The organism is Corynebacterium sp. KPL3927 (genome assembly GCF_040225835.1).
GTDB lineage: Bacteria > Actinomycetota > Actinomycetes > Mycobacteriales > Mycobacteriaceae > Corynebacterium.
Genome location: NZ_JBEHGD010000011.1, coordinates 34,144 through 60,068 on the forward strand (window position 1 = coordinate 34,144; position 25,925 = coordinate 60,068).

Here is a 25,925-nt window from a genome sequence, read left to right on the forward strand (position 1 = left end):
TGTGTCCTTTCGTGTGGAGATTTGTTAGCTTTTAGAAATCCCAGTCGGCATCAGAGGTCTCTACGGCTTTGCCGATGATATAAGAGGACCCCGAACCCGAAAAGAAGTCGTGGTTTTCATCCGAACCCGGCGTGAGTGCCGCGAGGATTTTCGGGTTGACCTGGCATTTCTCGTACGGGAAGAGGTTGGGATAGCCCAGATTCATCAAGGCTTTATTGGCGTTGTAGCGCACGAACGTCGCGACATCATCCATAAGCCCATATGGTTCATAGAGCTCACCGGAATAGCGCATCTCCAGGTCATAGAGCTTGCGCACCAGGTCAAAGGTAAATTCCCGCATGTCCTCGCGGCGAGCTTCCGTGGCATGGTCCAAGCCCCGCTGGAACTTGTATCCGGAGTAGTAGCCGTGGACCGCCTTATCCCGCAGGATGAGCCTGATCATGTCTGCCGTATTTGTCAGCTTTCCGTGCACGCTAAAGTGCAGTGGAAGATAGAAACCGGCGTACAGCAGCAAGGAAGACAAGAGGGTAGAAGCAACCTTGCGCTTTAGTGGGTCATCGCCATAGTAATGCACCATGACGCTGGTCGCGCGCTGCTGCAGCACTGGGTTATCCACGGCCCACGCATAGGATTTTTCGATCTCTTCGGTGCTGGCCAGGGTAGAAAAGATGGAGGAATAACTCCGCGCGTGCACCGCCTGCATGAAGGCGATATTGGTATAAACGGCCTCCTCATGCTCCGTCCGGGCATCTTGAATCTGGCTAATTTCACCCACGGTGGCCTGCACGGTATCCAGTAGCGTCAGGCCGGTAAAGACGCGAATGGTGAGATCGCGCTCGGCTGGATCCATGCGCGACCAATCGTTGCGGTCATTGGAGAGCGGGACCTTTTCCGGCAACCAGAAATTCGAGGTCAGGCGGTTCCACACCTCCAGGTCCTTGTCATCCCAGATGCGATTCCAATTCACCGGGCGCAACGGGGTGGAAGCATCGTGGCGAAAATGTGGCGGGGTTTGGGATCGCTCAATGAGCTCTTGATATTTCATCGATATTTTCTCGTTTCTTTTTCTTATGCGTCCTAGCCATCAAGCAATGGACGCGTGTGCGGTGGATGCGTGTGCGGTGGGGTAGAGGTGGTGCGCAAAGAAGTCCTGCAACCCCTCCCGTACGCGGGCAACATCGCGGTCGGTGCCAAGCAGTTCAAAGCGGTAGAGCTCAGGCACGCCGCACTTTCGGGCTATCTGTGGCCCGGCGCAGCAATACGCTTCACCAAAATTGGTATTTCCAGAGGTGATGACGCCGCGCAAGAGCGCGCGGTTTTCCGGAACGTTGAGGAATTGGCGCACCTGCACCGGAATTGCCGCCTTGATATTGCCGCCGCCGTAGGTGGGGACGATGAGCACAAAAGGCTCGGTGACATAGAGCATTCCTTCGCGCTTCGGACGCAGAGGAATGCGTGCCGCTGGAAACCCCAGCTTGTGGACGAAACGGTGGGTATTTTCACTAACCGAAGAAAAATACACAAGATTAGCGGCGGTATTAATGCCGCAGGGTGGCGTCGAGGCTGTAGTCATTTCGCTCCTTAGTGGCTGCGCCGAAGCGCACTTTCTGCTTCAACTACAGATTTAACGTACTTTTAACTACGTCGCAACTCACCACCGTTGACATGCGCAAATACCCCACCTTCCAAAAGAGGAAGGGCAGGAAAGTTACATGCGCACCCACACGGCGCGGGCTGCGTGAGAGCTCAAAGAAAACGCCGCGGAATGCTCATCTTGGGCACGCTCATTCTCGTTGTTTTCTACGCGCACAGCCATTCCGCCGGAATAGGGCTGGCTATCGCGCACGCTCACGACAGCGCCGATGGTCACATTATTCTCGCTGAAAAAGCGCAACAGATCGGCGTCTGCATCACTTATGCGATCGACTACACCGGCCTCACCGGGCTCCAGATCGCTGAGTTTGCGCAGATCCCCTGGCTCGGACGCGGGGGTCGCGGCATAGTCCGCCGGATAGTCACCCGTGGCGCTGGGGATGGGGTCTCCATGCGGATCGCGGCTCGGAAAACCCAGTTCAGCGTCTATGCGCTCTAGAAAGAAATCGGAGACGCAGTGCTCCAATTGCTCAGCCTCCGCATGGACCTGGTCCCAGCGGTAGTGCAGGGATTCCACCAGGAAGGTCTCGATGAGGCGGTGCCGCCGCACCATGGCAAGGGCAAAGGCACGCCCCTCGGTACTCAGCCCGATGGCACCATACGGCGTATGGGTGACGAGACCCTTTTTCTCCAGCCGCCGCACCGCATCCGACGCGCTGGAGAGCCGTACGCCTATGTGCTGGGCGAGCATCTTTACCGTCACGGGCTCGTCATGCCATTCGCCCAGCTTAAACAGGGCCTTGAGATAGTCCTGATTGGACGGCGAGAGGCCCGAGACGTCCACGCTCATTGGTTACTTAACCACCAAGTTCACCATCCGGCCAGGAACGTAGATCTTCTTCACCACGTTCTTACCGGAGGTGAGGTCAGCCACCTTGGCATCGGCAAAAGCGGCCTCGAATACGGCGTCTTGGTCAGCATCGGCTGCGACGTTAATGCGGGACTTAACCTTGCCGTTGATCTGGACCGGTACCTGGATCTCATCATCTACCAGGTATTTCTCCTCAAAGGAGGGGAGTGGCTCGTAGGTGATGGTCTCATCGTGGCCAAAGCGCTGCCACAGTTCCTCCGCAATGTGCGGGGCGATGGGGGAGACCAGCTGCGCGATGGGCTCCACCGCCGCGCGCGGTGCCTCGGTGCGGTAGGTCTTGGTCAGGTAGTTGACGTACTCGATGAGCTTGGCCACGACAGTGTTCAGGCGCAGGTTCTCGTAATCATCGCGCACGCCCGCGATGGTGCGGTGCAGCTGTTTTAGGTCATCCTGGGTGAGCTCGGCATCGGTAGTAGCCAATTCACCGGTGTCCTCATTGATGGCTAGGCGCCACAGGCGCTGCAGGAAGCGCTGCGAACCGACGACGTCCTTGGTCGCCCACGGGCGGGAGGTATCCAACGGACCCATGGACATCTCGTACACGCGCAGGGTATCGGCGCCGAAGTCGCGGCAGATATCATCCGGGGCCACGGCGTTTTTCAGGGACTTGCCCATCTTGCCGTACTCCTGGTTGACCTCTTCGCCGTTGTAGTAGAACTTGCCGTCCTTTTCCTCTACCTCTGCGGCAGGGACATACACGCCGCGGGAATCGGTATAGGCGTAGGCCTGAATATAGCCCTGGTTGTACAGGCGGCGATACGGCTCCTGCGAGCTGACAAATCCCAGGTCAAAGAGCACCTTGTGCCAAAAGCGGGCGTAGAGCAGGTGCAGCACGGCGTGCTCGACGCCGCCGACGTACAGATCTACACCGCCCGGATCGTTCTCGCCGTGCTCATCTGGGCGCGGGCCGGTCCAGTAGCGCTCGTTTTCGATATCGCAGAAGGCCTCGCTATTGCGGGGATCGATATAGCGCAGCTGGTACCAGGAGGAACCGGCCCACTGGGGCATAACGTTGGTATCGCGGTAGTAGGTCTGCGGGCCATCGCCCAAGTCCAGCTCCACCTCTACCCAGTCGCGAACCTTGGCCAGCGGCGGCTGTGGCTCCGAGTCCTTATCTTCAGGATCGAAGGAGGCCGGCTTGTAGTCTTCCACCTCGGGCAGCTCAACCGGCAGCATCGACTCCGGTAGCGGGTGCGCCATGCCGTCCTTGTCATAGACGATGGGGAAGGGCTCGCCCCAGTAGCGCTGGCGAGCGAAGAGCCAGTCGCGCAGCTTGTACTGAATCTTGCCGCGGCCGGAGCCGTCCTTTTCCAGCCATTCGATGGCCTGGGCGATGGCCTCCGCCTTATTCAGGCCATTGAGGTCCAAGCCCTTATCGTTGGCGGAGTTTACCAACGCACCGTCTTCGGTCCAGGCTTCTTCCTCGATATTGCCGCCGGAGACGACCTCAGTAATCGGCAGGCCAAAAGCCTGGGCAAACTCATAGTCACGCGTATCGTGCGCGGGAACCGCCATGATGGCACCGGTACCGTAACCGGTCAGCACGTAGTCCGCGATGAAGATTGGGATGCGCTTGCCGGAGACCGGGTTGGTGGCATAGGTACCCAAGAATACGCCGGTCTTTTCCTTGTTTTCCTGGCGCTCCAAATCCGACTTCGCCGCGATATCCGCGCGGTAGGACTCGACGGCTTCCTTCGGATCATCGTTGCCGTAGGTCCAGCGCTCGTCCACGTCATCGTCGTAGGGGATGGGGGACAAGAGGGCATCGACAAGCTCATGCTCCGGTGCCAAGACCACGTATTCCGCGCCAAAGAGCGTATCTGGGCGCGTGGTAAACACGTCGATGCCGTAGCCTTCCGCGGGGAAAGTTACCTCCGCGCCGCGGGAGCGACCAATCCAGTTGCGCTGCATGGACTTGACCTTTTCCGGCCAATCCAGCAGCTCCAGATCATCGAGCAAGCGATCCGAATACGCGGTAATGCGCATCATCCACTGGGACAGGTTCTTGCGGAAGACCGGGAAATTGCCGCGCTCGGACTTACCCTCCGCGGTGACTTCCTCGTTGGCCAAGACGGTGCCCAAGCCCGGGCACCAGTTCACCGTGGAGTTGGACAGGTACACCAAGCGGAACTCATCGACGGCCTCGGCCTTTTCCTGCGGGGACAAGTCCTCGTAGTAGCGCCCGTCCTTAGTGGTGCGCTTATTGGCCTCCAATTCCTTGATGAGCTCAGCAATGGGGCGGGCCTTTTGCTGCTCTTCATCGAACCAGGAGTTATAAATCTGCAGGAAGATCCACTGGGTCCACTTAAAGAACTCAGGATCCGTGGATTCCACCGAGCGGCGCGGATCGTGGCCCAAGCCCAGCATGCCCAGCTGGCGGCGCATGTTGTCGATATTTGCCATCGTGGTGGTCCGCGGGTGCGTACCGGTCTGGATGGCGTACTGCTCGGCCGGCAAGCCGAAGGCATCGTAGCCCATGGTGTGCAGCACATTTTTGCCCAGCATGCGGTTATAGCGGGCATAGGTATCGGTGGCGATATAACCAAACGGGTGCCCCACGTGCAGGCCCGCACCGGAAGGGTAGGGGAACATGTCCTGCACGTTGAGCTTTTCCTTGGGCAGCTCGCCCGCACCCGTGGCTAGCGAACCGACCGGGTTCGGCGCGTTAAAGGTCTCGTGGTCCTTCCAATACTGCTGCCAAGTCTTTTCGATCTGGTTCGCCAGCTCAGGGGTGTAGCGGTACGACGTGGAATCGCTCGGTTTAGTCATAAACACACAGTGTAATAGCCCCAGCCCGGCGCGGGGTAGGCAGAGGTGGGTTTTGCTTCACTAATTCGGCGCCGTACCGGTAGTCGGCCGCAATTCCTCGCCATGACTCCTGCGGTGAGTGAGGGGGGCTAAGGCAAAGAACAAAGAGTGCCTCGGGATGTTCTGGCAGTGTTTAGGAGCTATTAACGCGCAGTTCCTTTCGTAGTTGAATCGCGCCTTTATCTTCAACTCAAGGCTTTGCGCCCAGCTATGTCTGGGTTACTTCTCTCTTGTTTGCAGGGCCACCATCTCTTCGTCTCTCACCTCCACAAAGGACAATTCATGCGCACTTCTCTCCGCATTGGCGCCGCTGCCGTAGCCGCGACCGTAGCTACCGCTGGCGCAATTGCCCCAGCCACCGCCGCCGAATCCCAGGGCCCAAAGAACATCATCTACATGATTGGTGATGGAATGGGCTACGGCCACGTGGCGTTTAATAACCTCTACGAAACTGGCCAGTCCAAGTACCTGGTCGATGGCGCATTTAGCGCCGAAGGCCCAGAGGAACTCGATGGCGATTCCGTACAGCGCTTCGAGGACTTCAACCGCCTGTCCATGACCACCTACCCCAATGACTCTTCCTACGACCCACAAAAGGCGTGGGCAACCCACGAGTACGTGGATAAGGGATACACCGATTCCTCTGCCGCCGGCACCGCCATGTCCACCGGTGTGAAGACCGATAACGGCAAGCTAGGCGTTAACGATTACGGCCACGAGCAGGAAAACACCTCCGAGCGCGCCAAGAAGGCCGGAAAGTCCGCCGGCGTGGTCTCCTCCGTGCCGTTTAGCCACGCCACCCCAGCTGCCTGGGCCGCGCACAATATCTCCCGCAATAATTACCTGGAGATTGCGGATGAGATGTTCAACTCTGATCTCGATGTCATCATGGGTGCCGGCCACCCGTTCTACGACGATGACAATAAGAAGAAGGATGAGGCCAAGTACAAGTACCTGTCTGAAGAGGTCTACAACAAGCTGTCTTCCGGCGAGTCCGACTGGAACTACGCCGAAACCAAGGAGCAATTTGAGGCCTTGGCCCAAGGCGATGTCGCGGCGGGGGAGAAGTACTTCGGCCTAGCGCCTGTGGCCTCTACCTTGCAGCAGGCACGCTCCGGCGAGTCCACAGTGCCTTATGACACTCCGTTCAACGAAGTCGTGGATCTTCCTACCATGACCACCGGCGCCCTCAACGCACTGGGCCAAAATGACGAGGGCTTCCACGTCATGATTGAAGGCGGTGCCATCGACTGGAGCGGCCACGGGAACGAATCCGCCCGCGATATCGAAGAGGTACAGGACTTCAATAAGTCCGTCGATGCCGCCATCGACTGGGTAGAAGAAAACTCCTCCTGGGATGAGACCCTGTTGGTCGTTACCGCTGACCACGAAACGGGATACCTCTCCGGTGCCAATGAGCGCTCTGAGGGTAAGTTCAACTCCATGAATGGTGGCGGTGGCAACACCCTGCCCTCTGGCCACCAGTGGTACTCCACGCAGCACACCAACCAGCTCGTCCCATTCTTCTTCAAGGGCGCTGGCTCTGAGGCCCTTCGCGCGAAGGCCACCCACACCGACCCCGTGCGCGGTGACTACATCGATAACACCACCTTGGCCAAGCTCACCCTGAATGAATGGTGGGTCAAGCACGATGACCAGGGCAGCAACGACAACGCCGACGCCGGTGACGGTGACGGCTCCTCCAAGAGCGGGCTCCTCGCCGGTATCGCGGGCGCCGGTATCGCGTCGCTGGCTATCGGGGCCATTGCCTTCTTGGCCCAGCAGCTGGGCATCATCACCATCAACCCGAATGCTTGGCGGAACTTCTTCCACTAATCCAGGCGATTAATCTCGCGCAAAGGCTTTCATCTCCCACGGTGGTGAAAGCCTTTTTGCCCTCTGCCTGCAGGATCCACATCTTTTCAAAAATGATCTAGGCTGGTGTAAATGAGCCAGGAGAAGTTTCGTAGCCAGCTATCATCTTTTCTAGACGCGGCGGTTTTTCAGGGGGTCCCGCATCTTCGCCTCTCGCCGGATACCGATACTTTAGAGCTTTACCTGCCAGCCGTGAGCGCGGCTTATGAACCAGAAGACCCCCAATGGACCGTGACCACACAGTTGCTGGACGGCACGGAGGTCACCCGCAAGTTTTATTACGTCGCCGGTGAAGAACCTGGCCTGTGGGTGTCCATGCCACAGCCCTTTACCCACCTTGCCGTTACGTTTGCGGAGCAGACGCTGGAGTTTGCGGGTATTGCCAATGGCGGCCTGCTACTTGATTCCGCGCACCGGCCCGTCGATAGCATGCAGCCCATCCCGCAGGGCGCGTATACCTTCATCGCACCGACCGGCACGCAGCTAACCCCTGCCCCGGATAGCCAGCCGCGTCCGCATGGCGCGTGGGAAGGCTGGTCCATCTTTGAGGTAGCGGCAGAAGATTCCTTCTCCATTGCGGTACCGCGCCAGGACAAGGCCACCATCACCGTCGCGGAAGGCGCGGATTTTTCCTGGGATATGGCGGTCAAGTCCCTGCCCAACGCGCGCGGGCTGGACGGCGAGCTGGTGTACACGAAATCCCCGCGCCTCTTGGTCAATACCCCTCTGCACCTTCAACTGACCTATGTCCCCATCGGTGGGGAAGAGGAGGAAATCTTAGAAGATGAGCTGCCGGAGGGAATCCATGAGGTTCTACCCGGTGACGTATTCGAAGACCCCTGGGTGGGCCGGTACCGCTTTAGCCTGTACAAGGGCGAGGAGCTTGTCGATGTCCTCTACCTCAACTTTGCCGAGACGCTCCACATGCGCTCCAAGAACGAGGGACCGCGCGGCACCAACTTCCGCTTCATCGATGCGCTGGGGAACCTCTCACCGTTTAGCTATGCGCTTGCCTCGTCCCCCGATAAGCCCATTCACATGGAAAAGGGCCAGCGCGTATTTGGGGAAGACGAATCGGTGCGCGAGGAGACCATCAGCAGCGAGGCCGGCTACGAGCTGACCTTTGAGGTCATTCCAGCGACCATCCGCACGCGCGTGAAGCGCACTGCGGCAGAGCCCGTGGATTATATGGATAAGCAGGTCATCCTGGCGGATCAGCTGGATGCGGATGCGCTCTTTACGGTGCACTCGCCGGAGCCGCTGCCGCTGGCAAAATTCGTGGTCATTGATAAGAACCAGAAGATCCGGGATCTCGTCACCGCCAATGGCTCGACGGAGGCGACGACGGCCCTCTCCGTGCCGAATCGCGCCCTCAAGGCAGCGCTGACAAAGAAGTCCTCGCTGGAGCTCTACCTCCTGTGGTCCACGCTGTCCTATGAGGAGTACCTGGAGGGCCTGCCGGATAAGGAGCGCGCGGCGCACCTTAAGCGCAGCATGGACCGCCGCGTGATGGAATACGAGGCAACCGCGGCAAGCGATCTGATTTATGCCGCCATCGCCACGGTGCGCAAGGCGCCACTGGTGGCCCGCGCCACCATCGAAGATGGCATCTTGATACCCGAGCAAACCCACGAAGAGGAAGTGGAGCTTTTGGCGTGGGCGTGGCCGCTCGGCAACCCCGCCAGCGAGCCGCTGCCCTTGGAGCCGGTGGAGGAGGGCTTCGAGCTACCAGAAGAACTGCACGAGGCTGGCGATCTCATCGTGGACTTCCGCGAGGATGAACCGGCCAGCGATCTCGCCGCACCGCAGTACCCACCGGCAAGCTCGCTCATCATCTTCCACGACGGCGAGAGCGAGAATACCGCCGGTATGTGGGAGACCTATGCCGCCCTGCGCCGCCTTGCCCCCAAGGCCAAGGAGACCTTTGAGGGCGTTATCAGGAACATCGAGGCCGATCCGCGCGCCAGCCTCGATGCGCTCATGCAGGTGGACTTCGAGCGCGGCCAGCGCATGCGCGCGTTGGTGCGCACGGGCCTAATTACCCGTTCCTTTAGCAGCGATGGGGAAGAGGCCGCGGAACCTTCTTCGGTGCTCGCCGCGCTTGCCGATGCCAACCAGGCCCACGTCGAACACTCCGGCTCCCCCTCGCTGTGGCGCACGGCCACCACGGGAGTAGACGATGTCACCCGCCCCATGCTGCTCATGAGCGCCACCGGCGAGGCCCCAACGCCCGCTACTGACAGCGCGCAGCTGTGCGATGACGCCCACCGCATCGCCGCGCTGCGCGAGTGCTTCGATAACGACTTGGCGCTGACCCGTCTGGGGACCATGTCCAATCTGCGCACAACCGCGCTGCAATTGCGGGTGACGCTGCAGCAATTGGGCGTTGATAAGTCGGTATTGCACACCCTGCTCGCCTTGGACGCCTTTGGGGAAGGAAACACGGATTTTGGCGGCTCTGCCTGGATGCCGTTTATTTCCTATGTTTTTGCCATCACCGCGCGCGGGGTGGCCAATGGGAAGCTCACCGATCCAGCCGTGGCCTCCGCGCTGGATAACGCCCTCCCGCAGCTCGCGGAGGCGGTTTCGCTGGCCCCGGAGCTGTTTTACCGGGATATTCTCACTGCGGAGGCACTTACCCGCGACTACAGTGACTGATATGCAGGTTATTTCCACCAACGTCGCCGTGCGCAGGCCGGATCCGAGCGAGAGGCATGAGTTTTCGGGCATCGACAAGCGCCCGCAATCCTTTATCGATATCTCCGCTCCCGGACCCAATTACGGCGATGGTTCTGGCGTGCGCGGTGATTCTATCGGCGATAGTGATCACCACGGTGGAAGTGACAAAGCCGTTTATGCCTATGCCCGCGAGGAACTGGATTATTGGGAGGATTCGCTGAGCCGCACGCTGGCTTCAGGGTCTTTCGGGGAGAACCTCACCACGCGCGGTATTGATCTCTCCGCGCTGCTTATCAATCAACGCCTCCACATCGGTACGACCACGCTCGAGGTCTCCATACCCCGCCAGCCGTGCGCTACCTTTTCCGGCTGGGTGCAGGAGAAGGGCTGGCTCAAGCGGTGGACCGCGCGCGGTGATTGCGGCGTGTACTTCCGCGTCATCTCGCCCGGGCGCATTTCTGCGGGGGATGCCATAACCTGCGGCCCCGCCCCCGAGCACGATATCACCATGCGCATGGCGTTTGCGGCCAAGATGGGGGACCGGGCGCTGGCCCGGCGCGTGGTCGATGCCAAGTGCTTGCCGCCCCAGCACGCAAAAAAGCTCCGGGTATAAACCCGGAGCCAGAATTCATTGCGCCTTTAAGCCGGCTGCGTGCCCTCTGTGGCGCTGACGACGGGCGCCTTCGCCTTGGGGTAGCGCCCGTGGACCATGTAGTAGTACACCGCCGCTACGGCGATGAGGCCGGCGAGGATGAGGTACATCGTATCGAAGCCGGTGGCGCTCACGATGGGGCCAAGCCCGAAGGGGGCGAGGCCGATGCCGAAGTCCATCAAGAGGAACATCGTGGAAATGCCCGCGCCTATCTGGGCGGCCGATACAGAGCGTACAGAAACGGCCTGGCAGGCGGGGCTTAGCGTGCCGTATCCCATGCCCGTAAACGCACCCGCGACCACGAGCATCACGTCATTGCTGGGAAAGCCCATGATAATAAGGGCGATGGCGAAGGACACCAGGCCCAGGTACATGACCGAGTTATCGCCCTTGTGGTCCTGGATGCGGCCCAAGAAGAAGCGCATGATGAGCATGACTACGGCGTAGCCGATGAAAAAGAGGCCGGCGCCGGTGGCCAGGTCCTCTTCGCGCGCATAGGCATTGAGATAGGTGACCACGCCGGAGTAGGCGATGCCCACCAGGAGCATGAAAAAGCCGATCGGCAACACGTTGGGGTGCACCGCGTTGCGCAGCTTGAAGGCCGGCTTTTCCTCATCGAGCTCCGCCGGGTAGCGCAGCACGAGCGCCAGCACGAGGGAGACGATATTGGAACCCAGGGCGACCGCAAAGAGGGTGTTATAGCCAATATTATTGGCTAAGAACAAGCCCACTGCCGGGCCGAAGGCGGTAGCCAGGGTCGTGCCGAGGGCGAAGTAGCCGGTGCCTTCCGCGCGGCGCTGCTGGGGGATGACGGACTGGGCGACGGCCATCAGCGCCGTAGAGGTCAAGGCATAGCCTGCGCCGTGAAGCAGGCGCACGAGGATGAGGATGGCCACGTTATGGGCCACGAAATAGCCCACCGTCACGATGCTGACGAAGGCTAGCGAGGTCAGCGCGGCGCCCTTTTGCCCCACGCGGTCCACCAACCAGCCGGAGACGATGCGCATGAAAGTCGCGCCCAAAACAAAGGCGCTGGAGGCAAAACCACTGACGGTATCGGACGCCCCGAAGCTTTCGACGGCATACAGGGCCATGGTCGTCACCGTTAGGTAGAAGACAAGGAACTGGCCAAAATTAGCCACCCACGCCAAAAGGAACGTGGGTGTAATCAATGGCGGCTGAGCTGCCGCTGAATTCGTTGTTGACAAGACTCACTCCAAATAAAAAATAAAAAATCCTCCCAACCGCGCACGGCCCCAGAAGGGCCGCGTGCGGGGAGAAGGAAAGCAATCACAATTATGCAGGGAGTGAGTATACGCCGCACGCACTTAAATGTTTAATCAAACACGATTATAAGCGCGCTAAACAGTGATTGCGTCGCCGGTTGAAGGCCTAAGCATTGGCATAAGGGTCGCGGATGCCCAGGTACTGCACGGAGGTGTATTCCTCGATACCTTCCGCGCCACCCTCGCGGCCCATTCCGGATTGCTTCACGCCGCCGAAGGGGGCAGCGGCATTAGAGATAACGCCGGCGTTGAAGCCCATCAGGCCAAACTCTAGGCCATCAGCGATGCGCCACAGGCGGTCGGAGTTCTCGGTAAAGACGTAAGATGCCAAACCGTACTCGGTATCGTTGGCGATCTCGAGCGCCTCTTCCTCGGTACTGAAGGTGATAATCGGGGCGACTGGACCGAAGATCTCTTCCTGGGCGACGCGTGTTTCACGTGAAACATTGGTGATCACCGTAGGCTCGTAGAAGTAGCCGGCACCGTCCCCGCGCTTACCGCCGGTGGCGATGGTAGCGCCCTTTTCTGCAGCATCGTCCACCAATGCCGCAATGCTCTCCAAAGCCTTGGACTCGACGAGAGGTCCGCAGGTAATACCTTCGTCCATACCATTGCCCAAATTGAGCTTCTCAAACTCCGCAACGAGTTTCTCGGAAAACTCCTCAGCAACAGACTCATGGACCAAGAAGCGGTTAGCTGCGGTGCAGGCCTCGCCGATATTGCGCATCTTGGCGCCCATCGCACCCTGGACCGCTTGGTCAATATCTGCGTCCTCAAAGACAATGAATGGGGCATTGCCGCCCAGTTCCATGGAGGTACGCAGCACGTTATCGGCCGCGCCCTTCAAAAGAGTCCGGCCTACTGGGGTAGAACCAGTGAAGGAAAGCTTGCGCAAGCGGTCATCGGCAAGCAATGGCTCCGAAATTGCAGATGCAGACTTACCGGCGACAACGTTGAGAACGCCCTTTGGAAGCCCAGCATCGATCATGGTTTGCGCAAAGTACTGCGCAGTCAGGGGAGTCAGCTTGGCCGGCTTGAGCACCATCGTGCAACCCGCTGCCACCGCCGGAGCCACCTTGCGAGTAGCCATGGCCAACGGGAAGTTCCACGGGGTGATCAGAAGGCAGGGACCCACCGGCTTGCGGCGAGTGATCATCCGTAGCGTGCCTTCGGGAACGGTTGCGGCGCGACCATAATCGCGCACCGTTTCCTCACTGAACCAACGCAGGAACTCGCCGCCATAAGTGACCTCACCCTTAGCTTCCGCGAAAGGCTTGCCCATCTCTAGCGTCATCAGTGCTGCGAATTCATCCGCCCGCTCCTGTACTAGATCGAATGCTCGACGCAGAATCTCCGCGCGCTCGCGCGGCGTGGTGCGCGCCCAGTCATCCTGCACGGCACAGGCAGCGTCGAGGGCAGCAATCGCATCGTCCGAGTTTGCGGAAGATAGCGTCGCCAGCGTTTCGCCCGTCGCTGGGTTTTCAACGTCAAAAGTCTCGCCGGAGGTGGAATCGCGCCACTCACCACCAATAAGCAATTGGGTGGGGACCTTTGCAATTACCTCGTCGATATTAATACTCACTTATCGTCACCTTTCTTGAAGATATTGACCTGCACCACATTACCCTTAACGGGCGCGAAGACCACTCATTAGATACCGATTGAATATTTTTCACTTGTTTCTTCCACGCTATAGAAATTTAGGCTAGGCTAGTGCCCATGAAGAAAATGACTACTCGTTGGTGGTGGCGCGCGTAACTCGCGGGCCTTTCTTCGCACCCCATTTTAGGCTCGCTTTCTGCGGGCCTTTCGGCGTTTTCAGTGCCTTCTGCTCGCGGATACTCCGGGTCCCTCGCACTCTGTTCCTCAGTTACTCCTGAAAGGGCACTGCAATGACATACACCGCCACCCGCGATATTGCCTATTGCCGGGATGCCTCAGCGCTATTTCATAGCTTGGCGCGATCGAGCGATTCCTTGTTATTGGAAAGCGCAGATATTGAAACCAAGAAAAACCTCACGTGCCTGGCCGTGCTCGATGCCGCGGCGAGAGTGACCTGCACCGGCCAGCGAGTTCGCGTCCTCGCACTCAGCCCAGCGGGGGAACAGCTCATCACCATGCTGCATTCGCGTTTTACAAACCGGATTGTTTCACGTGAAACCACGGAAATTGTCTTTGAGTTCTCGCCCTCCAGCGAGTCCGATGAACGGCAACGGCTCCTAGATGAATCGACGGCCGATATCCTCCGCGCGCTGCAGCGCGATCATTCCTATTCCTCGCCTCTGTTGCCATTCGTCGCCGGCGGCTTTGCCTATGACTATTTGGCCACTTTTGAAAACCTGCCTGAGGTAGGCGAGGGGCCCAATAGGTTTCCCGATTATGAATTCCTCGTCGCCCAAACGGTCCTTGCGGTGGACCACCTAACGCAGACGGCGCGGGTAGAGGGCTGGGATATCGACCGAGCCCGCTTGGAAGACAGGCTCGACGCCTTGGCCACCACGCCCATCGACGCGATAGAGGATCCGGCGCTTGGCCAGCCCGCGGAGACCTTGAGGGCGACCGCGGATATTGACGATGCCGCGTTTTGCGAGCAGGTAACGCGGCTCAAGGGCAATATTGACTCTGGCGATATTTACCAAGTCGTCCCAGCCCGCACTTTCACGGTGGACTGCCCCGATGCCTTCGCGGCCTATCGCCAGCTCCGAGAGACCAATCCTTCGCCGTATATGTTCTATCTCCGGGGAGAAGATTATGAGCTTTTCGGCGCATCACCGGAATCCAATCTGAAGTTTGACCCCGCGACGCGGCAGGTGGAGCTCTATCCCATTGCCGGAACTAGGCCCCGCGGGCTCAACCCGGACGGCACGATCAACGATGAATTGGATATCCGCAATGAGCTAGAAATGCGCACGGATACCAAGGAGCTAGCCGAGCACACCATGCTGGTAGATCTCGCGCGCAATGATCTCGCCCGCGTAGCAGAACCCGGCACCCGGCGGGTGGCAGACCTGCTCCAAGTAGACCGCTATTCACGAGTCATGCACTTGGTCTCCCGCGTGACCGCCAGGTTGCACGAGGACTTCGATGCCCTCGATGCCTACCGCGCCTGCATGAACATGGGAACATTGACCGGCGCACCCAAGTTGCGCGCCAGCGAGCTCATCCGCCAGGCCGAACACAAGCGCCGTGGCTCCTACGGCGGCGCAGTGGGGTACCTTCGCGGCGACGGCGCCATGGATACCTGCATTGTCATTCGCTCCGCCTTCGTCCACCGCGGTACGGCCGCTGTCCAGGCCGGTGCCGGGGTGGTGCACGATTCCATCCCGCAATCCGAAGCCGATGAAACCCTGCACAAGGCCTATGCCGTTCTCCACGCCATTGCCCTCGCGCACAACGCCACCCTGGAGGTACAGCGATGAATTCGCCGCACGTGGTCTTGCTCGATAACCACGATTCCTTTGTCTATAACCTCGTCGATGCCCTCGCCGGTTACCGCACCACCGTCTACCGCAACAGCGTCTCCGTCGCGGAGGTGCTGGCGGCCGAGCCCGATATTATTGTCCTTTCCCCAGGCCCCGGCCACCCGCGCGATGCTGGTTGCATGATGGAGCTTATCGGTGCCACCTTGGGCACCATCCCCATCCTCGGCGTCTGCTTGGGCTTCCAGGCGCTACTGGAATACCACGGTGGCGGGGTAGGGCCGTGCGGCCCCGTGCACGGCAAGTCCATACCTATGACGCTTACCGATGCCGGCACCGCCCACCCAGTCTTCGCCGGCCTAGCCACCGATGCCGATCCCGCCCAGCCCTGCGTCCCCGGCACCCAGGTCCCCGTGGCCCGGTATCACTCCTTGGGGTGCACGCGCATGCCAGCCGGCATGCGGGTGCTCGCGGAGACGGAGGCAGAGATCGGGACCATCGCCATGGCGGCAGAAACGGACGATGGGATGGCACTAGGGATGCAATTCCACCCCGAGTCAATCCTCTCGCCCCGTGGCCCAGACATGCTAGACCGTTGCATCCACCGACTATCTACCCATCCCACTATGGAGCCGAAGCACTAATGCCGAATCAAAGCCCATTGAAAACACTGCAAGCCTTCTTGGATAATCCCGCGCCCACCGTGGAGGAGGCCACCGAGGTCTTCACCCCGGTCGCCGTGGGCGATTATGACGATATTCAGATCTCCGCGCTGCTGACCCATATCCGCACCCGCGGCGAGACCCTCGCGGATATCACGGGTGCCGCCAAGGCATTCTTGAAAGTTGGCCACCCATTTCCCATTACTGGTGAGGGCCTCATGGACTCCGCGGGAACCGGTGGCGATGGCGCGAATACCATCAATATCACTACAGCGGCCTCCTTGGTTGCCGCCGCTGGGGGAGTAAGGATGGTTAAACACGGCAACCGGTCCGTTTCCTCCAAGTCCGGTTCCGCCGATGTGCTCGAGGCGCTAAATATTCCGCTGGACCTCGACGTGGACCGCGCCGTCCGCCAATTCGAGGCCTCCAATTTCACCTTCCTCTTCGCTCCGGCCTACAACCCAGCGGTGGCCCACGTGCAACCGGTGCGCAAGGCGCTCGGGGTCTCCACCATCTTCAATACCTTGGGTCCCTTGCTCTCCCCGGGCCGCCCCGAGCTACAGATCATGGGCATCGCCAACCCCGCCCAGGGCCCCATGATCGCGGAGGTCTTCCGGGAGCTGGGGCGCAGGCGGGCGCTCGTCGTCCACGGCGCCGGTACCGATGAGATCGCTACCCACGGCACCACGCAGGTTTGGGAGCTAAAGGACGGCGAGATTTCAGACTATGAGCTAACGCCGGAGGAGTTGGGCATCGCCAAGCATGAGCTCAGTGAGCTCGCCGGCGGCGACGGCCAAGATAATGCCGCGCACGTGCGCGCCATCTTCAATGGCTCGGGCAAGCCGGCGCACTATGATGCGGTCGCGGCATCGGCTGGGGCAATGTTTTATCTGGGTGGCACCACGGCCTCGATTGCAGAGGGCGTCGCCCACGCCAAGGGGCTCATCGATAGCGGGGACGTGGACCGCTGGCTGCGCACCCACGAGCAAGCGGAATACTAAGAAGGCCACACGAGGGAAAAGAAATGACAGAACAGAAACTGCCGACGGTGCTCGAGGGGATTGTGGCTCAGCGCCGCACTCACCTTGCCGGCATTCGCGAGCGCATCGCCCACGTAGATGTGGACAAGCTTGAGCCGTCTCGGCGTTCGCTTTTTGCGGCGCTCAATGGCACCAATCGCTTCATCATGGAGTGCAAGTCTGCATCGCCATCACTCGGAATGATTCGCGAGGATTACCGCCCCGGCGATATCGCGCGCGTCTATTCCCGCTACGCGAATGCCATTTCCGTGCTGTGTGAGCCGGAGCGGTTCGGCGGGGATTACGATCACCTCCAGACCGTAGCCCAGTCCACGCACCTGCCGGTTTTGTGCAAGGACTTCATCGTCGATCCAGTTCAGGTCTATGCCGCGCGCTACTACGGCGCGGATGCGATTTTGCTGATGATGTCCATCGTGGATGATGAAACCTTTGCACAGCTGAAGTCCTTGGCGGATAAATTAGGACTAGATGTACTGACTGAAGCCATCACCAAGGAGGAGGTGGACCGCGCGCTGTCCTTCGGGGTGGAGATCATCGGCATTAATAACCGCAACCTCCATGACTTGAGCATCGACCTCTCCCGCACCGAGCAACTCGCCGGGTACGTGCCTGACGATAAGGTCGTCATCTCCGAATCCGGTATCCGCGATAACCACACCGTCCGGCGTTTGGGCGCCCACGCCAATGCCTTCCTCGTCGGCTCCCAACTCACCTCTCACGAGGACATCGACCGCGCCGCCCGGGATCTGCTCTTCGGCGCGAATAAGGTGTGCGGGCTCACCGCCACCTTCACGGCCCAAGCCGCCCGTGCCGCCGGTGCCCGCTACGGAGGTCTCATCTTTGTCCCGGATTCCCCGCGCAATGTTTCACGTGAAACCGCCGAGAAAATCATCGCCGCCGAGCACGGTTTAGATTTCGTAGCAGTCAGCCGCAGCGACGACCCCGCAGAGTTGCGGGCCGTGGCGGCGACCCGCGGGCTATCCGGAATCCAGTTGCACGCCCCTTTCCAAGGCAGCGTGGAAGGGGAGTTATCACTGATCGAAAGCGCCCGCGCGGAACTCGCGAACGCCGACGCGGGGTTTGTCTGGCGGGCCATCGACATGACCAACCCTCAGTGGGTAGAGATGGCGCGACAACTTGCCGGACAGGTTGACCGCCTTGTGCTCGACTCGGGTAGGGGAGGGACCGGACGCAGCTTTGATTGGACAGAAATCCCGAACGATATCAAAGCCCATAGCCTCTTGGCCGGTGGCCTCAACCTCGACAACCTGGATGGCGCGCTCCAAGTGGGAACCGCAGGGCTCGACCTGAACTCAGGATTAGAAACGCGCCCCGGGAACAAAGACGCCGCCCTAATTTCTCAAGCCTTCCGCACAATCCGATTATTCAACCAACCTGAAAAGAGAGATTAATTATGCCCGATTCACGTGAAACACTCCTTCCCGCATACTTTGGGGAATTCGGCGGCCAATACGTCCCGGAATCCCTCATCCCCGCATTGGATCAATTGGAGCAGGCTTTTGTCGATGCCCAGAATGATCCCAGCTTCCGCGAAGAGCTCGCCGGATTGCTGCGCGATTACCTAGGCCGCCCGACCCCCGTCACCGAAGTAAAGAAGCTCGGCGGGAAGGCGCGGATCTTCCTAAAGCGCGAGGACCTCGTCCACGGCGGGGCGCATAAGACCAACCAAGTGCTCGGACAAGCCCTCCTGGCTAAGCGCATGGGCAAGAAGCGAATCATCGCCGAGACCGGCGCGGGACAGCACGGTACGGCAACGGCATTGGCATGTGCGCTGCTCGACCTCGAGTGCGTGGTCTACATGGGTGCTAAGGACGTCCAGCGCCAACAACCCAACGTCTTCCGCATGGAGCTCATGGGCGCAAAGGTCATCCCCGTTGATACCGGGTCCGGAACCCTGAAGGATGCCGTCAACGAGGCACTGCGCGATTGGACCGCTACTTTCCATGAGTCGCATTACCTGCTCGGCACCGCGGCCGGCCCGCACCCATTTCCCACCATCGTGCGCGAATTCCACCGCGTCATTTCTACCGAAGCCAAGGCGCAGCTAATCGAGAAGACGGGCGGCCTACCCGCTCTCGTTGTCGCCTGCGTGGGCGGCGGTTCCAACGCCATCGGCATGTTCGCAGACTTCATTGACGAAGACGCGGTGGAATTGGTCGGCGCCGAACCAGGCGGTGCTGGCCTCGATTCCGGCGAACACGGTGCCACCATCAACAACGGCACCGTGGGCATCCTCCACGGCGCGCGCAGTTACCTCATGCGCAATTCTGAGGGGCAGGTGGAAGAATCCTATTCCATTTCCGCCGGCTTGGATTACCCCGGCGTGGGGCCGCAGCACGCGCACCTCCACGCCACCGGTCGAGCGAAATACGTGGGAATTACAGACGCCGAGGCCCTAGAGGCCTTCCAACTCTTGTCCAAGAGGGAAGGCATCATTCCCGCCCTTGAATCCTCCCACGCCTTGGCCTACGCCCTGAAGCGCAAGGACGAGGACATCACCATCCTCGTATCACTTTCCGGCCGCGGCGATAAGGACATCGACCATGTCCGCCACACCTTGGAATCCCACCCCGAACTGCAACTCAAGGAGAACTAATCATGGGCAGCCGTTACGATAAGCTTTTTGCCGCGTTGCGTGAGAAGAATGAGGGAGCGTTTGTCCCTTTCATCATGCTAGGTGATCCGACGCCTGAGGCAAGCCTGGATATTATCCGCACCGCAGTCGCCGCCGGGGCGGACGCCTTGGAGCTCGGCGTCCCCTTCTCTGACCCAGTGGCGGATGGTCCCACCATCCAGGCTTCGCACATCCGCGCCCTTCATGGGGGAGCGACCCTTGATAGTGCCTTGGATCAGGTGCGGACGATTCGCACCGAGTTCCCCGATTTGCCCATCGGCATGTTGATCTACGGCAACGTCGCCTTCGCCCGCGGGGTGAAGCAATTCTATGCGGAATTCGCGGACGCTGGCGCCGATAGCATTTTGCTTCCCGATGTCCCCGTGCGCGAAGGCGCCCCATTCATCGCCGCAGCAAAGGAAGCCGGTATCGACCCCATCTTCATCGCACCCGCGCGGGCTGCAGAACGCACGCTTGCTGGCGTCGCCCAGCATTCGCAGGGATATATTTACGCAATCTCACGCGATGGCGTGACGGGAACCGAGAAAGAATCTGAGACCACCGGCCTCGACGAGGTGGTCGCCAGCATTCAACGCTTCAATGGTGCACCGGTCTTGCTCGGGTTCGGTATTTCTTCGCCGAAGCACGTCGCCGATGCCATCGCCGCAAATGCCGCGGGCGCCATTACCGGATCCGCGATCACCAAGATCATCGACCGGCATGTTTCACATGAAACCGGCGCCGTCGGGACGATCGATGACGCGAATGCGTTGCACGCAGAGCTGACCGATTTCATCTCGGCGATGAAGGAAGCGACCAAGGGATAGAGCCTACCGGACGGTAGCGCCAAAAAGCCCCCTGGCTTCCTCCCATACTTGTTGGGTAAGGAAGCCAGGGGGCGCAAATGTTTCACGGGAAACTAGGCTGCAGTCTCCGCCTCTTCTTCATTGAGAGTATCGACCTTATCGCGGGCGAACTTATCGACGACCATCGCAATGGCGCCATCGCCGGTCACGTTCGCTGCGGTACCGACGGAGTCAATCGCAATATAGGCCGCGATCATCAGCGCCACCATTCCGTCATCGAAGCCCATCATATCCGCCAAGAGACCAACGGCCACCATAACGGCACCACCCGGCACGCCTGGTGCGGCGATCATCATGATTCCCAGCAGGAAGATAAAGCCAAGGCCGGTGCCAGTGCTGATATCCATATTCGCCATAAAGACGATGGCGAAGGCATAAAGCGTCAGCTTCATCATGGACCCGGACAGGTGAATTGTCGCGCACAGCGGGATCACAAAGCTCGCGACCGGCTTCGAAATGCCGTTGCGCAAGCTGGATTCCAAAGACACCGGAATGGTCGCAGCAGAAGATGACGTACCCAATGCAGTGAAGTATGCCGGCAGCATATTCCGCAGAGCCTTAAAGGGATTCTTTCCTGCGATTGCACCGGCAACCACATACTGGAGCACGAGGTACACCAGCGTCATGACCACTGCCAGGATCAGTACCTTCGCAAAGGCAGAAAGGACGTCACCAATATTGCCATTCATACCCAGGCCAAGGAACATGCCGAAAATGTAGAACGGCAAGATGGGAATAACGAATCCCCAAATGACCTTAACCACCACATTTTCCAGTTCTTTGGTGACGGTGTAGAGCGTATCGGACTTCACCGTCGTCATGGCGACACCAATGCAGAAGGAAAGCAATAGCGCCGTCATCACCTCAAACGGTGGTGCCATCTCCACCTCGAAATAAGGGGAAAGCGAGCCCTCATCCACGTCGGAAACGTTGGTCACTAGGGTTTGGCCCGCCAGCATCGAAGGATAGAGCCACTGTGCCAGGCCGTAGGCAATCAACCCCGAGAGAATGGTGGAACCGTAGGCGATAGCCGCCGTAACCCCCAACCATTTTCCTGCGCCCTTGCCAAGACCGGCGATTGCCGGGGCGACAAGGGCGAAAATCAGCACAGGAATGAAGAAGTTGAGGAAGTTACCAAATAGCCCGTTAAAGGTGGCAAAGGCTCGACCGAACCATTCGGGCGCAAAGAAGCTGACGACAATGCCAAGCACGATGGCGAGAACGATGCGGAAAAGGAGAGAGTCCGCTATTTTCTTGAGATTCATGCAATCACAATCAGGTTAGGTGTTCCCAGTCCGGGGACTCACTTGTGTGTGGTTCGACGGAAGGAGAGACAACGTGGTGCAGGTGCAAAATCGAGCGAATATCTATCGATCGATCCAAATTGAATTTTACCCGAGCCGCCTTATATTTAAGACACAAGCCCCGTAGCTTAATTTCCAATATCGCGTTGCAGGATTAAACTATGTATATGGTCGCAGTGGGAATCATATTTTTAATCCTTGCCGTTTTCCTTATCGCAGTGGGCGCACTCGCCGCCACCAAGCGGTTGCCCGGCAATAAATACATCGGCTTGCGCTTACAAGAGATCCGAAAATCACGTGAAGCGTGGGATAATGCGCACGCCGTTGCAGGCCCCTTCTGGGCCCTAGGCGGAGTCTCGCTACTTTTCGGTGGGGTCGTAGCCTTTCGCGCGGAGGGCTGGATGTGGCTTATTCCAGTCACCACTTTCGTCATCGCGATCCTCGCGCTTTCCGTCGGTTCGAACCTTGGATCGCGCGCAGCATTTCTTTATGAGCAAGCGCATGCCGATGACGAGGGTTGTGGCGATAGCTGCAACTGTGGCTCCGGCGGCTGCGGTGGGGAAGAGACCTCCACTAACTCCTTCACCCAACCGGAGGTTGATCTGGGAGCCCTCCGCCAGGCCGCCCGGCACTCTGATAATTAAATACTTAGCTTTCGCGTTACTTTTCTCCCTCCCGTCCCTGTTCGGCAATCGCCACACTCAGAGACAGGCGAGGGAGATTTTTTATGACACAGTGACGTTATTACTCTAACAAGTAGTCACAGTCGTTTCGTCACAACTAAAATAAACTACCATTCGAGGATACCCTCTACATTGGGCGTTAGCTATAGTGGTTCCATTCCACTAAATACATTTCCTGTGGAAATTCATAGAGCTCGCATAAAGGTTCCGCACAGTGCTACTCAGCCGCTACACCTAGCGCACGCAAGCGTAGACAATGGGAGGCATGAAGAAAACAACAGCTCTCGCCGCAATCGCCGTTTCCACTTTTAGCATCGGTTCTTATGTCGCCGACTCCCACCGCATCGATCCGGAATCACAAGCCGTAGGAGGGGAGGGTCCGCACCCCATGGTTAATGACTTAGGGCTCGACTCCGGCACTTATGAACTCACACCCTCCGAGTCTGGTTCCATCGCCACCTGGAACGGCAACCTTTCCTAATGACATGTTTCACGTGAAACCTACACCTAATACTTCCACGTTATGATGACCAGACACGTGTTACTAACCGTCGCCGAAATCATGTTCCGGCCTTGAACCATTCAGGATAGAGTAGAGGCTATGACTATCTGTTCACGCCGCATGTTCTTGCTCGGATCCGCCACGACTTTCGCAGGTGCATACCTCGCGGCCTGTGGCTCAGAACCATCCGCGGAGATCGCGGCAACAGACATTCCCGTAGGCTCTGGGGTCATCGTCGATGGGGTTATCTTCACACAGCCGCAAGAGGGGGAGTTTAAGGCCTACTCCCAAACCTGCCCGCACCAACAAAACCCCATTACAGAAATCGACGGTATGACTGCTATCTGCACGGCGCATCATACGTCCTATAACCTGAAAGACGGTTCGGTCATTGAAGGACCTGGCCGCGACCCACTCAAAGAAGTTGCGGTAAGCCAAGAGGGTACAAAGGTCACTACTGCGTAAATCCCCGCGGACGCTTCACCCTCTACGCCCATCGTTTCACGTGAAACCATGAGACTCAATGGGAGTACGCAGAAGAAAATTATCCGCACTACCTTTCGTGGAACCAAGCGAGACGGTTTACACTTTGGGTCATGCTGCACAGACTTAAAAAGCCGGATCCGCTCATCGTCCTCATCCTTACGGCCGTCGCAATCGCGATCATTGCACCGGCCCGCGGCACCTTCGCTGACGTCTTTGGCAGCCTGACGAATGTGGCGATCGCGCTGTTGTTTTTTCTCTACGGCGCGCGGCTATCCACCCAAGAAGCTCTAAATGGGCTTAAGCACTGGCGGCTTCACCTCACCATTCTCGCGTTCACCTTCGTCATTTATCCTCTCATTGGCTTGGCACTGCGGCCCCTCACTGGGTTCATTACGGACGATATGTACATGGGGATCCTATTCCTCACGCTGGTCCCGTCCACCGTGCAGTCCTCAGTGGCATTTACCTCCATTGCCAAGGGAAACGTATCCGGGGCCATTGTCTCCGCCTCAACCTCCAACTTGGCCGGCGTCTTCATCACGCCAGTCCTAGTCATGCTGCTCATGGGTACCGGTTCCGGCCTGCAAATCGATACCTCCGTCTTTGGGGAGATCTCCCTTTTGCTTCTAGCGCCATTTGTGTTAGGCCAACTAACTCGACGCTGGATAGCGGACTTCGCCCAGAGCAAAGCTACAAAGGTGGTGGACCGCGGGTCCATTGCCATGGTGGTCTATTCGGCTTTTTCCAAGGGTGTGGTGGATGGAATCTGGTCCTCCATTTCTGCCTGGGAGATTGTCTTCCTCATCGTTTTCGCCGCGGCATTCGTCATCTTCATGCTTTGGCTAACACAGTTCATCTCCGGAAAACTGGGTTTTTCTCGCGCCGATACCATTGCGATCCAATTCTGTGGCTCCAAGAAGTCCTTGGCCACCGGCCTTCCCATGGCCTCAGTCATGTTTGCCTCAGGACCGACATCGCTCGGTCTATTGATTCTCCCGCTGATGATTTACCACCAGGTGCAGCTAATGATCTGTTCTGTGTTGGCCTCCCGGTACGCGCAACGGGACGAAGAGCAACTACACTAGGTTCCCATGGCTAATTACCTTTATGTGCGCACCGAACTCTCCGTCCCGGGAGTGGGCTCCGCGGTCCACCTCGCAGAACTAGAAGAACACGATGCCCAGCGCTGCCGCATGCACCGCATGATCGCTTTGGATCCTGCGGACTCCGTCGTCGGGGTAGCGACCCCAAATAGTTCCACGGGAAACGTGGACAAGCCGCAAGAAGTGGTTCCGCACCCCGATACCTACGGTGAGTTCCCGGATATTAGCGCCCAGTACATGGACCAAGAACAATTTGAAGCGCTGTGGACGGAAGCCACCACCAAGTTTGGAATTAGCTAGGCGCGGCCTACAGCACCAGGTTCACCAGTATCATGTAGAACGCGGTACCGCCGAAGATGGATAATCCGGAATCGCGCTTCCACTTGTGTAGTCCGACGGTAACTAGCACGCCCAGGAGCACCGGCCACAGGCCGCCGGCGCCATCCGCCTGTCCGGCAACGGCATAGACCACCAAGATGGTCATGACGCCTACGGGCATCATCAAGCCCAGCAGCGAAAAGAACTCGCTATCCTTCATCCACTTCTTTGCGGAGAAGGGAAGCTCCCGCAATAAGACGGTCACGATGCCTACAGGGATGAGCACTGCAGCAATCGCGCCTAAACTGACTCCGTCCGGCATTTAATTATCCTCCTTCACGGTCGTGGAGGCAAGGGGCTGCAGCCGCCAGGTAAGCGCGTTATCCACGCGCGGAGACAGGTAGCGAATGATGAGCAACAAGAAATACGCGCTCAGGGAGACCATTAGCAGCTGCCCCGGGGTAATGAATGCGGCGAGGATGCCTAAGGCCGCGGCCGATAGCGGCAGGGAAAGATCCTGATTATTGCGGAAGGAGTCCATCGCTAGGACGACGAATAGGGCGACGAGGGCGAATTCCATTCCCTCAACGGAGGAGGGGATTACCTGGCCGGCGAGCGCGCCAACGATGCCGCCGCCTACCCACAGAATTTGGCAAAAGATTTGTATGCTCAAAATGCGGGTGCCGGTAGGCCGCTCCTCGCGCGGCAGCGCCGAGACGATGGCATACGTTTCATCCGTGAGGGCATAGGTGGAATAGGCCTTGCCCACGGGGGAATTAATCCGTTTGCGGGGGAATGTTAGTCCATAGAAGATATGGCGGAAATTCACCATAAACCCGGTAAGGAGCGAGGACAGCGCGGAGACACCGCCGGTAACCATGGAGATGGCGAGAAACTCCATAGAGCCGGCGTAGATAACGATGGAAAATATGGAAGTCCACCACCAGCTAAAACCGGATTGCACCATCAGGAGGCCAAAAGCCAAGCCCAATGGAATTAACCCGAGCGCCGCCGCCCACGTGTCTTTAATGCCCTTGTGGATTTCCTCGCGCATACGGGTTAGTGTAACCGATCACTTTCCGC

Annotated in this window: 23 protein-coding genes; 14 read left to right on the forward strand and 9 right to left on the reverse strand. The window is 58.8% G+C overall.

The window, feature by feature from the left end; genetic code table 11:
* Positions 1–31: 31 nt before the first annotated feature.
* From nrdF to leuS, 4 genes are all read right to left on the reverse strand, one after another.
* Positions 32–1,045, reverse strand: a complete 1,014-nt coding sequence (gene nrdF / locus ABRP86_RS06970) for a class 1b ribonucleoside-diphosphate reductase subunit beta (protein WP_349863321.1) — start codon at positions 1,043–1,045, stop codon at positions 32–34.
* 39 nt (positions 1,046–1,084) lie between these two features.
* Complete coding sequence (gene nrdI, locus ABRP86_RS06975; RefSeq protein ID WP_349863323.1) at positions 1,085–1,573, reverse strand: class Ib ribonucleoside-diphosphate reductase assembly flavoprotein NrdI; 489 nt, start codon at positions 1,571–1,573, stop codon at positions 1,085–1,087.
* Between the two features lie 135 nt (positions 1,574–1,708).
* Complete coding sequence (locus ABRP86_RS06980; RefSeq protein ID WP_023024532.1) at positions 1,709–2,443, reverse strand: metal-dependent transcriptional regulator; 735 nt, start codon at positions 2,441–2,443, stop codon at positions 1,709–1,711.
* Between the two features lie 3 nt (positions 2,444–2,446).
* On the reverse strand, positions 2,447–5,293 hold the full coding sequence (leuS, locus tag ABRP86_RS06985; RefSeq protein ID WP_349863325.1) for a leucine--tRNA ligase: 2,847 nt from the start codon (positions 5,291–5,293) through the stop codon (positions 2,447–2,449).
* 321 nt (positions 5,294–5,614) lie between these two features.
* Here leuS and ABRP86_RS06990 point away from each other — a divergent pair, with 321 nt between their 5' ends.
* The 3 genes from ABRP86_RS06990 (at position 5,615) to ABRP86_RS07000 (ending at position 10,499) form a co-directional block, all read left to right on the forward strand.
* Positions 5,615–7,168 carry an alkaline phosphatase gene (locus tag ABRP86_RS06990; RefSeq protein WP_349863327.1) on the forward strand — a complete coding sequence of 518 codons (1,554 nt, stop codon included), beginning with the start codon at positions 5,615–5,617 and terminating at the stop codon, positions 7,166–7,168.
* Positions 7,169–7,279: 111 nt separating this feature from the next.
* On the forward strand, positions 7,280–9,865 hold the full coding sequence (locus ABRP86_RS06995) for a hypothetical protein (RefSeq protein ID WP_349863330.1): 2,586 nt from the start codon (positions 7,280–7,282) through the stop codon (positions 9,863–9,865).
* Position 9,866: 1 nt separating this feature from the next.
* A complete protein-coding gene (locus ABRP86_RS07000) occupies positions 9,867–10,499 on the forward strand; it encodes an MOSC domain-containing protein (protein ID WP_349863333.1) in 633 nt (210 codons plus the stop codon).
* Positions 10,500–10,525: 26 nt separating this feature from the next.
* Here the strand turns inward: ABRP86_RS07000 and ABRP86_RS07005 are convergent, their stop codons facing one another.
* On the reverse strand, positions 10,526–11,710 hold the full coding sequence (locus tag ABRP86_RS07005) for an MFS transporter (protein WP_502880309.1): 1,185 nt from the start codon (positions 11,708–11,710) through the stop codon (positions 10,526–10,528).
* A gap of 220 nt (positions 11,711–11,930) precedes the next feature.
* Positions 11,931–13,406 (reverse strand): NAD-dependent succinate-semialdehyde dehydrogenase, encoded by a 1,476-nt coding sequence (locus ABRP86_RS07010; RefSeq protein WP_349863338.1) that lies wholly within the window; start codon positions 13,404–13,406, stop codon positions 11,931–11,933.
* A gap of 310 nt (positions 13,407–13,716) precedes the next feature.
* Here ABRP86_RS07010 and ABRP86_RS07015 point away from each other — a divergent pair, with 310 nt between their 5' ends.
* From ABRP86_RS07015 to trpA, 6 genes are read left to right on the forward strand one after another with little or no spacing between them, the layout of a single operon-like run.
* Complete coding sequence (locus ABRP86_RS07015; RefSeq protein ID WP_349863340.1) at positions 13,717–15,243, forward strand: anthranilate synthase component 1; 1,527 nt, start codon at positions 13,717–13,719, stop codon at positions 15,241–15,243.
* Positions 15,240–15,887 carry an anthranilate synthase component II gene (locus ABRP86_RS07020; RefSeq protein ID WP_349863343.1) on the forward strand — a complete coding sequence of 216 codons (648 nt, stop codon included), beginning with the start codon at positions 15,240–15,242 and terminating at the stop codon, positions 15,885–15,887. The genes ABRP86_RS07015 and ABRP86_RS07020 overlap by 4 nt, the downstream gene beginning before the upstream one ends.
* Entirely contained in the window at positions 15,887–16,906 is a 1,020-nt protein-coding gene (trpD, locus tag ABRP86_RS07025; protein WP_349863346.1) for an anthranilate phosphoribosyltransferase, read from the forward strand. The genes ABRP86_RS07020 and trpD overlap by 1 nt, the downstream gene beginning before the upstream one ends.
* A 23-nt stretch (positions 16,907–16,929) precedes the next feature.
* Positions 16,930–18,357 carry a bifunctional indole-3-glycerol-phosphate synthase TrpC/phosphoribosylanthranilate isomerase TrpF gene (gene trpCF / locus ABRP86_RS07030; protein ID WP_349863349.1) on the forward strand — a complete coding sequence of 476 codons (1,428 nt, stop codon included), beginning with the start codon at positions 16,930–16,932 and terminating at the stop codon, positions 18,355–18,357.
* 2 nt (positions 18,358–18,359) lie between these two features.
* Positions 18,360–19,562, forward strand: a complete 1,203-nt coding sequence (gene trpB / locus ABRP86_RS07035) for a tryptophan synthase subunit beta (RefSeq protein ID WP_349863351.1) — start codon at positions 18,360–18,362, stop codon at positions 19,560–19,562.
* 2 nt (positions 19,563–19,564) lie between these two features.
* Entirely contained in the window at positions 19,565–20,407 is an 843-nt protein-coding gene (trpA, locus tag ABRP86_RS07040; RefSeq protein WP_349863354.1) for a tryptophan synthase subunit alpha, read from the forward strand.
* A 92-nt stretch (positions 20,408–20,499) separates the two neighbouring features.
* On the opposite strand, the gene ABRP86_RS07045 is transcribed toward trpA, so the two are convergent.
* Positions 20,500–21,711, reverse strand: a complete 1,212-nt coding sequence (locus ABRP86_RS07045) for a dicarboxylate/amino acid:cation symporter (protein WP_349863357.1) — start codon at positions 21,709–21,711, stop codon at positions 20,500–20,502.
* A 200-nt stretch (positions 21,712–21,911) separates the two neighbouring features.
* On the opposite strand from ABRP86_RS07045, the gene ABRP86_RS07050 reads away from it, so the two are divergent.
* From ABRP86_RS07050 to ABRP86_RS07070, 5 genes are all read left to right on the forward strand, one after another.
* Positions 21,912–22,394: an SdpI family protein gene (locus ABRP86_RS07050; protein ID WP_349863359.1), complete on the forward strand. Its 483-nt coding sequence runs from the start codon at positions 21,912–21,914 to the stop codon at positions 22,392–22,394.
* Between the two features lie 304 nt (positions 22,395–22,698).
* Positions 22,699–22,914 (forward strand): catechol 1,2-dioxygenase, encoded by a 216-nt coding sequence (locus ABRP86_RS07055; protein WP_349852938.1) that lies wholly within the window; start codon positions 22,699–22,701, stop codon positions 22,912–22,914.
* A gap of 120 nt (positions 22,915–23,034) precedes the next feature.
* The gene (locus tag ABRP86_RS07060) at positions 23,035–23,400 is read left to right on the forward strand and encodes a Rieske (2Fe-2S) protein (protein WP_349863361.1); all 366 of its coding nucleotides are present in this window, start codon (positions 23,035–23,037) and stop codon (positions 23,398–23,400) included.
* A 131-nt stretch (positions 23,401–23,531) separates the two neighbouring features.
* Entirely contained in the window at positions 23,532–24,506 is a 975-nt protein-coding gene (locus tag ABRP86_RS07065; protein WP_349863363.1) for a bile acid:sodium symporter family protein, read from the forward strand.
* Between the two features lie 6 nt (positions 24,507–24,512).
* Positions 24,513–24,824 (forward strand): hypothetical protein, encoded by a 312-nt coding sequence (locus tag ABRP86_RS07070; protein WP_349863365.1) that lies wholly within the window; start codon positions 24,513–24,515, stop codon positions 24,822–24,824.
* A gap of 7 nt (positions 24,825–24,831) precedes the next feature.
* Here ABRP86_RS07070 and ABRP86_RS07075 read toward each other — a convergent pair whose 3' ends face one another.
* Positions 24,832–25,164: a branched-chain amino acid transporter permease gene (locus ABRP86_RS07075; protein ID WP_349863367.1), complete on the reverse strand. Its 333-nt coding sequence runs from the start codon at positions 25,162–25,164 to the stop codon at positions 24,832–24,834.
* Complete coding sequence (locus ABRP86_RS07080) at positions 25,165–25,896, reverse strand: AzlC family ABC transporter permease (RefSeq protein WP_349863369.1); 732 nt, start codon at positions 25,894–25,896, stop codon at positions 25,165–25,167.
* Positions 25,897–25,925: the final 29 nt, after the last annotated feature.

Coding starts and splice junctions, on each gene's coding strand:
- nrdF (WP_349863321.1), bottom strand. CDS start 1,045: ATGAAATATCAAGAGCTCATTGAGCGATCCCAAACCCCGCCACATTTT.
- nrdI (WP_349863323.1), bottom strand. CDS start 1,573: ATGACTACAGCCTCGACGCCACCCTGCGGCATTAATACCGCCGCTAAT.
- ABRP86_RS06980 (WP_023024532.1), bottom strand. CDS start 2,443: ATGAGCGTGGACGTCTCGGGCCTCTCGCCGTCCAATCAGGACTATCTC.
- leuS (WP_349863325.1), bottom strand. CDS start 5,293: ATGACTAAACCGAGCGATTCCACGTCGTACCGCTACACCCCTGAGCTG.
- ABRP86_RS06990 (WP_349863327.1), top strand. CDS start 5,615: ATGCGCACTTCTCTCCGCATTGGCGCCGCTGCCGTAGCCGCGACCGTA.
- ABRP86_RS06995 (WP_349863330.1), top strand. CDS start 7,280: ATGAGCCAGGAGAAGTTTCGTAGCCAGCTATCATCTTTTCTAGACGCG.
- ABRP86_RS07000 (WP_349863333.1), top strand. CDS start 9,867: ATGCAGGTTATTTCCACCAACGTCGCCGTGCGCAGGCCGGATCCGAGC.
- ABRP86_RS07015 (WP_349863340.1), top strand. CDS start 13,717: ATGACATACACCGCCACCCGCGATATTGCCTATTGCCGGGATGCCTCA.
- ABRP86_RS07020 (WP_349863343.1), top strand. CDS start 15,240: ATGAATTCGCCGCACGTGGTCTTGCTCGATAACCACGATTCCTTTGTC.
- trpD (WP_349863346.1), top strand. CDS start 15,887: ATGCCGAATCAAAGCCCATTGAAAACACTGCAAGCCTTCTTGGATAAT.
- trpCF (WP_349863349.1), top strand. CDS start 16,930: ATGACAGAACAGAAACTGCCGACGGTGCTCGAGGGGATTGTGGCTCAG.
- trpB (WP_349863351.1), top strand. CDS start 18,360: ATGCCCGATTCACGTGAAACACTCCTTCCCGCATACTTTGGGGAATTC.
- trpA (WP_349863354.1), top strand. CDS start 19,565: ATGGGCAGCCGTTACGATAAGCTTTTTGCCGCGTTGCGTGAGAAGAAT.
- ABRP86_RS07045 (WP_349863357.1), bottom strand. CDS start 21,711: ATGAATCTCAAGAAAATAGCGGACTCTCTCCTTTTCCGCATCGTTCTC.
- ABRP86_RS07050 (WP_349863359.1), top strand. CDS start 21,912: ATGTATATGGTCGCAGTGGGAATCATATTTTTAATCCTTGCCGTTTTC.
- ABRP86_RS07055 (WP_349852938.1), top strand. CDS start 22,699: ATGAAGAAAACAACAGCTCTCGCCGCAATCGCCGTTTCCACTTTTAGC.
- ABRP86_RS07060 (WP_349863361.1), top strand. CDS start 23,035: ATGACTATCTGTTCACGCCGCATGTTCTTGCTCGGATCCGCCACGACT.
- ABRP86_RS07065 (WP_349863363.1), top strand. CDS start 23,532: ATGCTGCACAGACTTAAAAAGCCGGATCCGCTCATCGTCCTCATCCTT.
- ABRP86_RS07070 (WP_349863365.1), top strand. CDS start 24,513: ATGGCTAATTACCTTTATGTGCGCACCGAACTCTCCGTCCCGGGAGTG.
- ABRP86_RS07075 (WP_349863367.1), bottom strand. CDS start 25,164: ATGCCGGACGGAGTCAGTTTAGGCGCGATTGCTGCAGTGCTCATCCCT.
- ABRP86_RS07080 (WP_349863369.1), bottom strand. CDS start 25,896: ATGCGCGAGGAAATCCACAAGGGCATTAAAGACACGTGGGCGGCGGCG.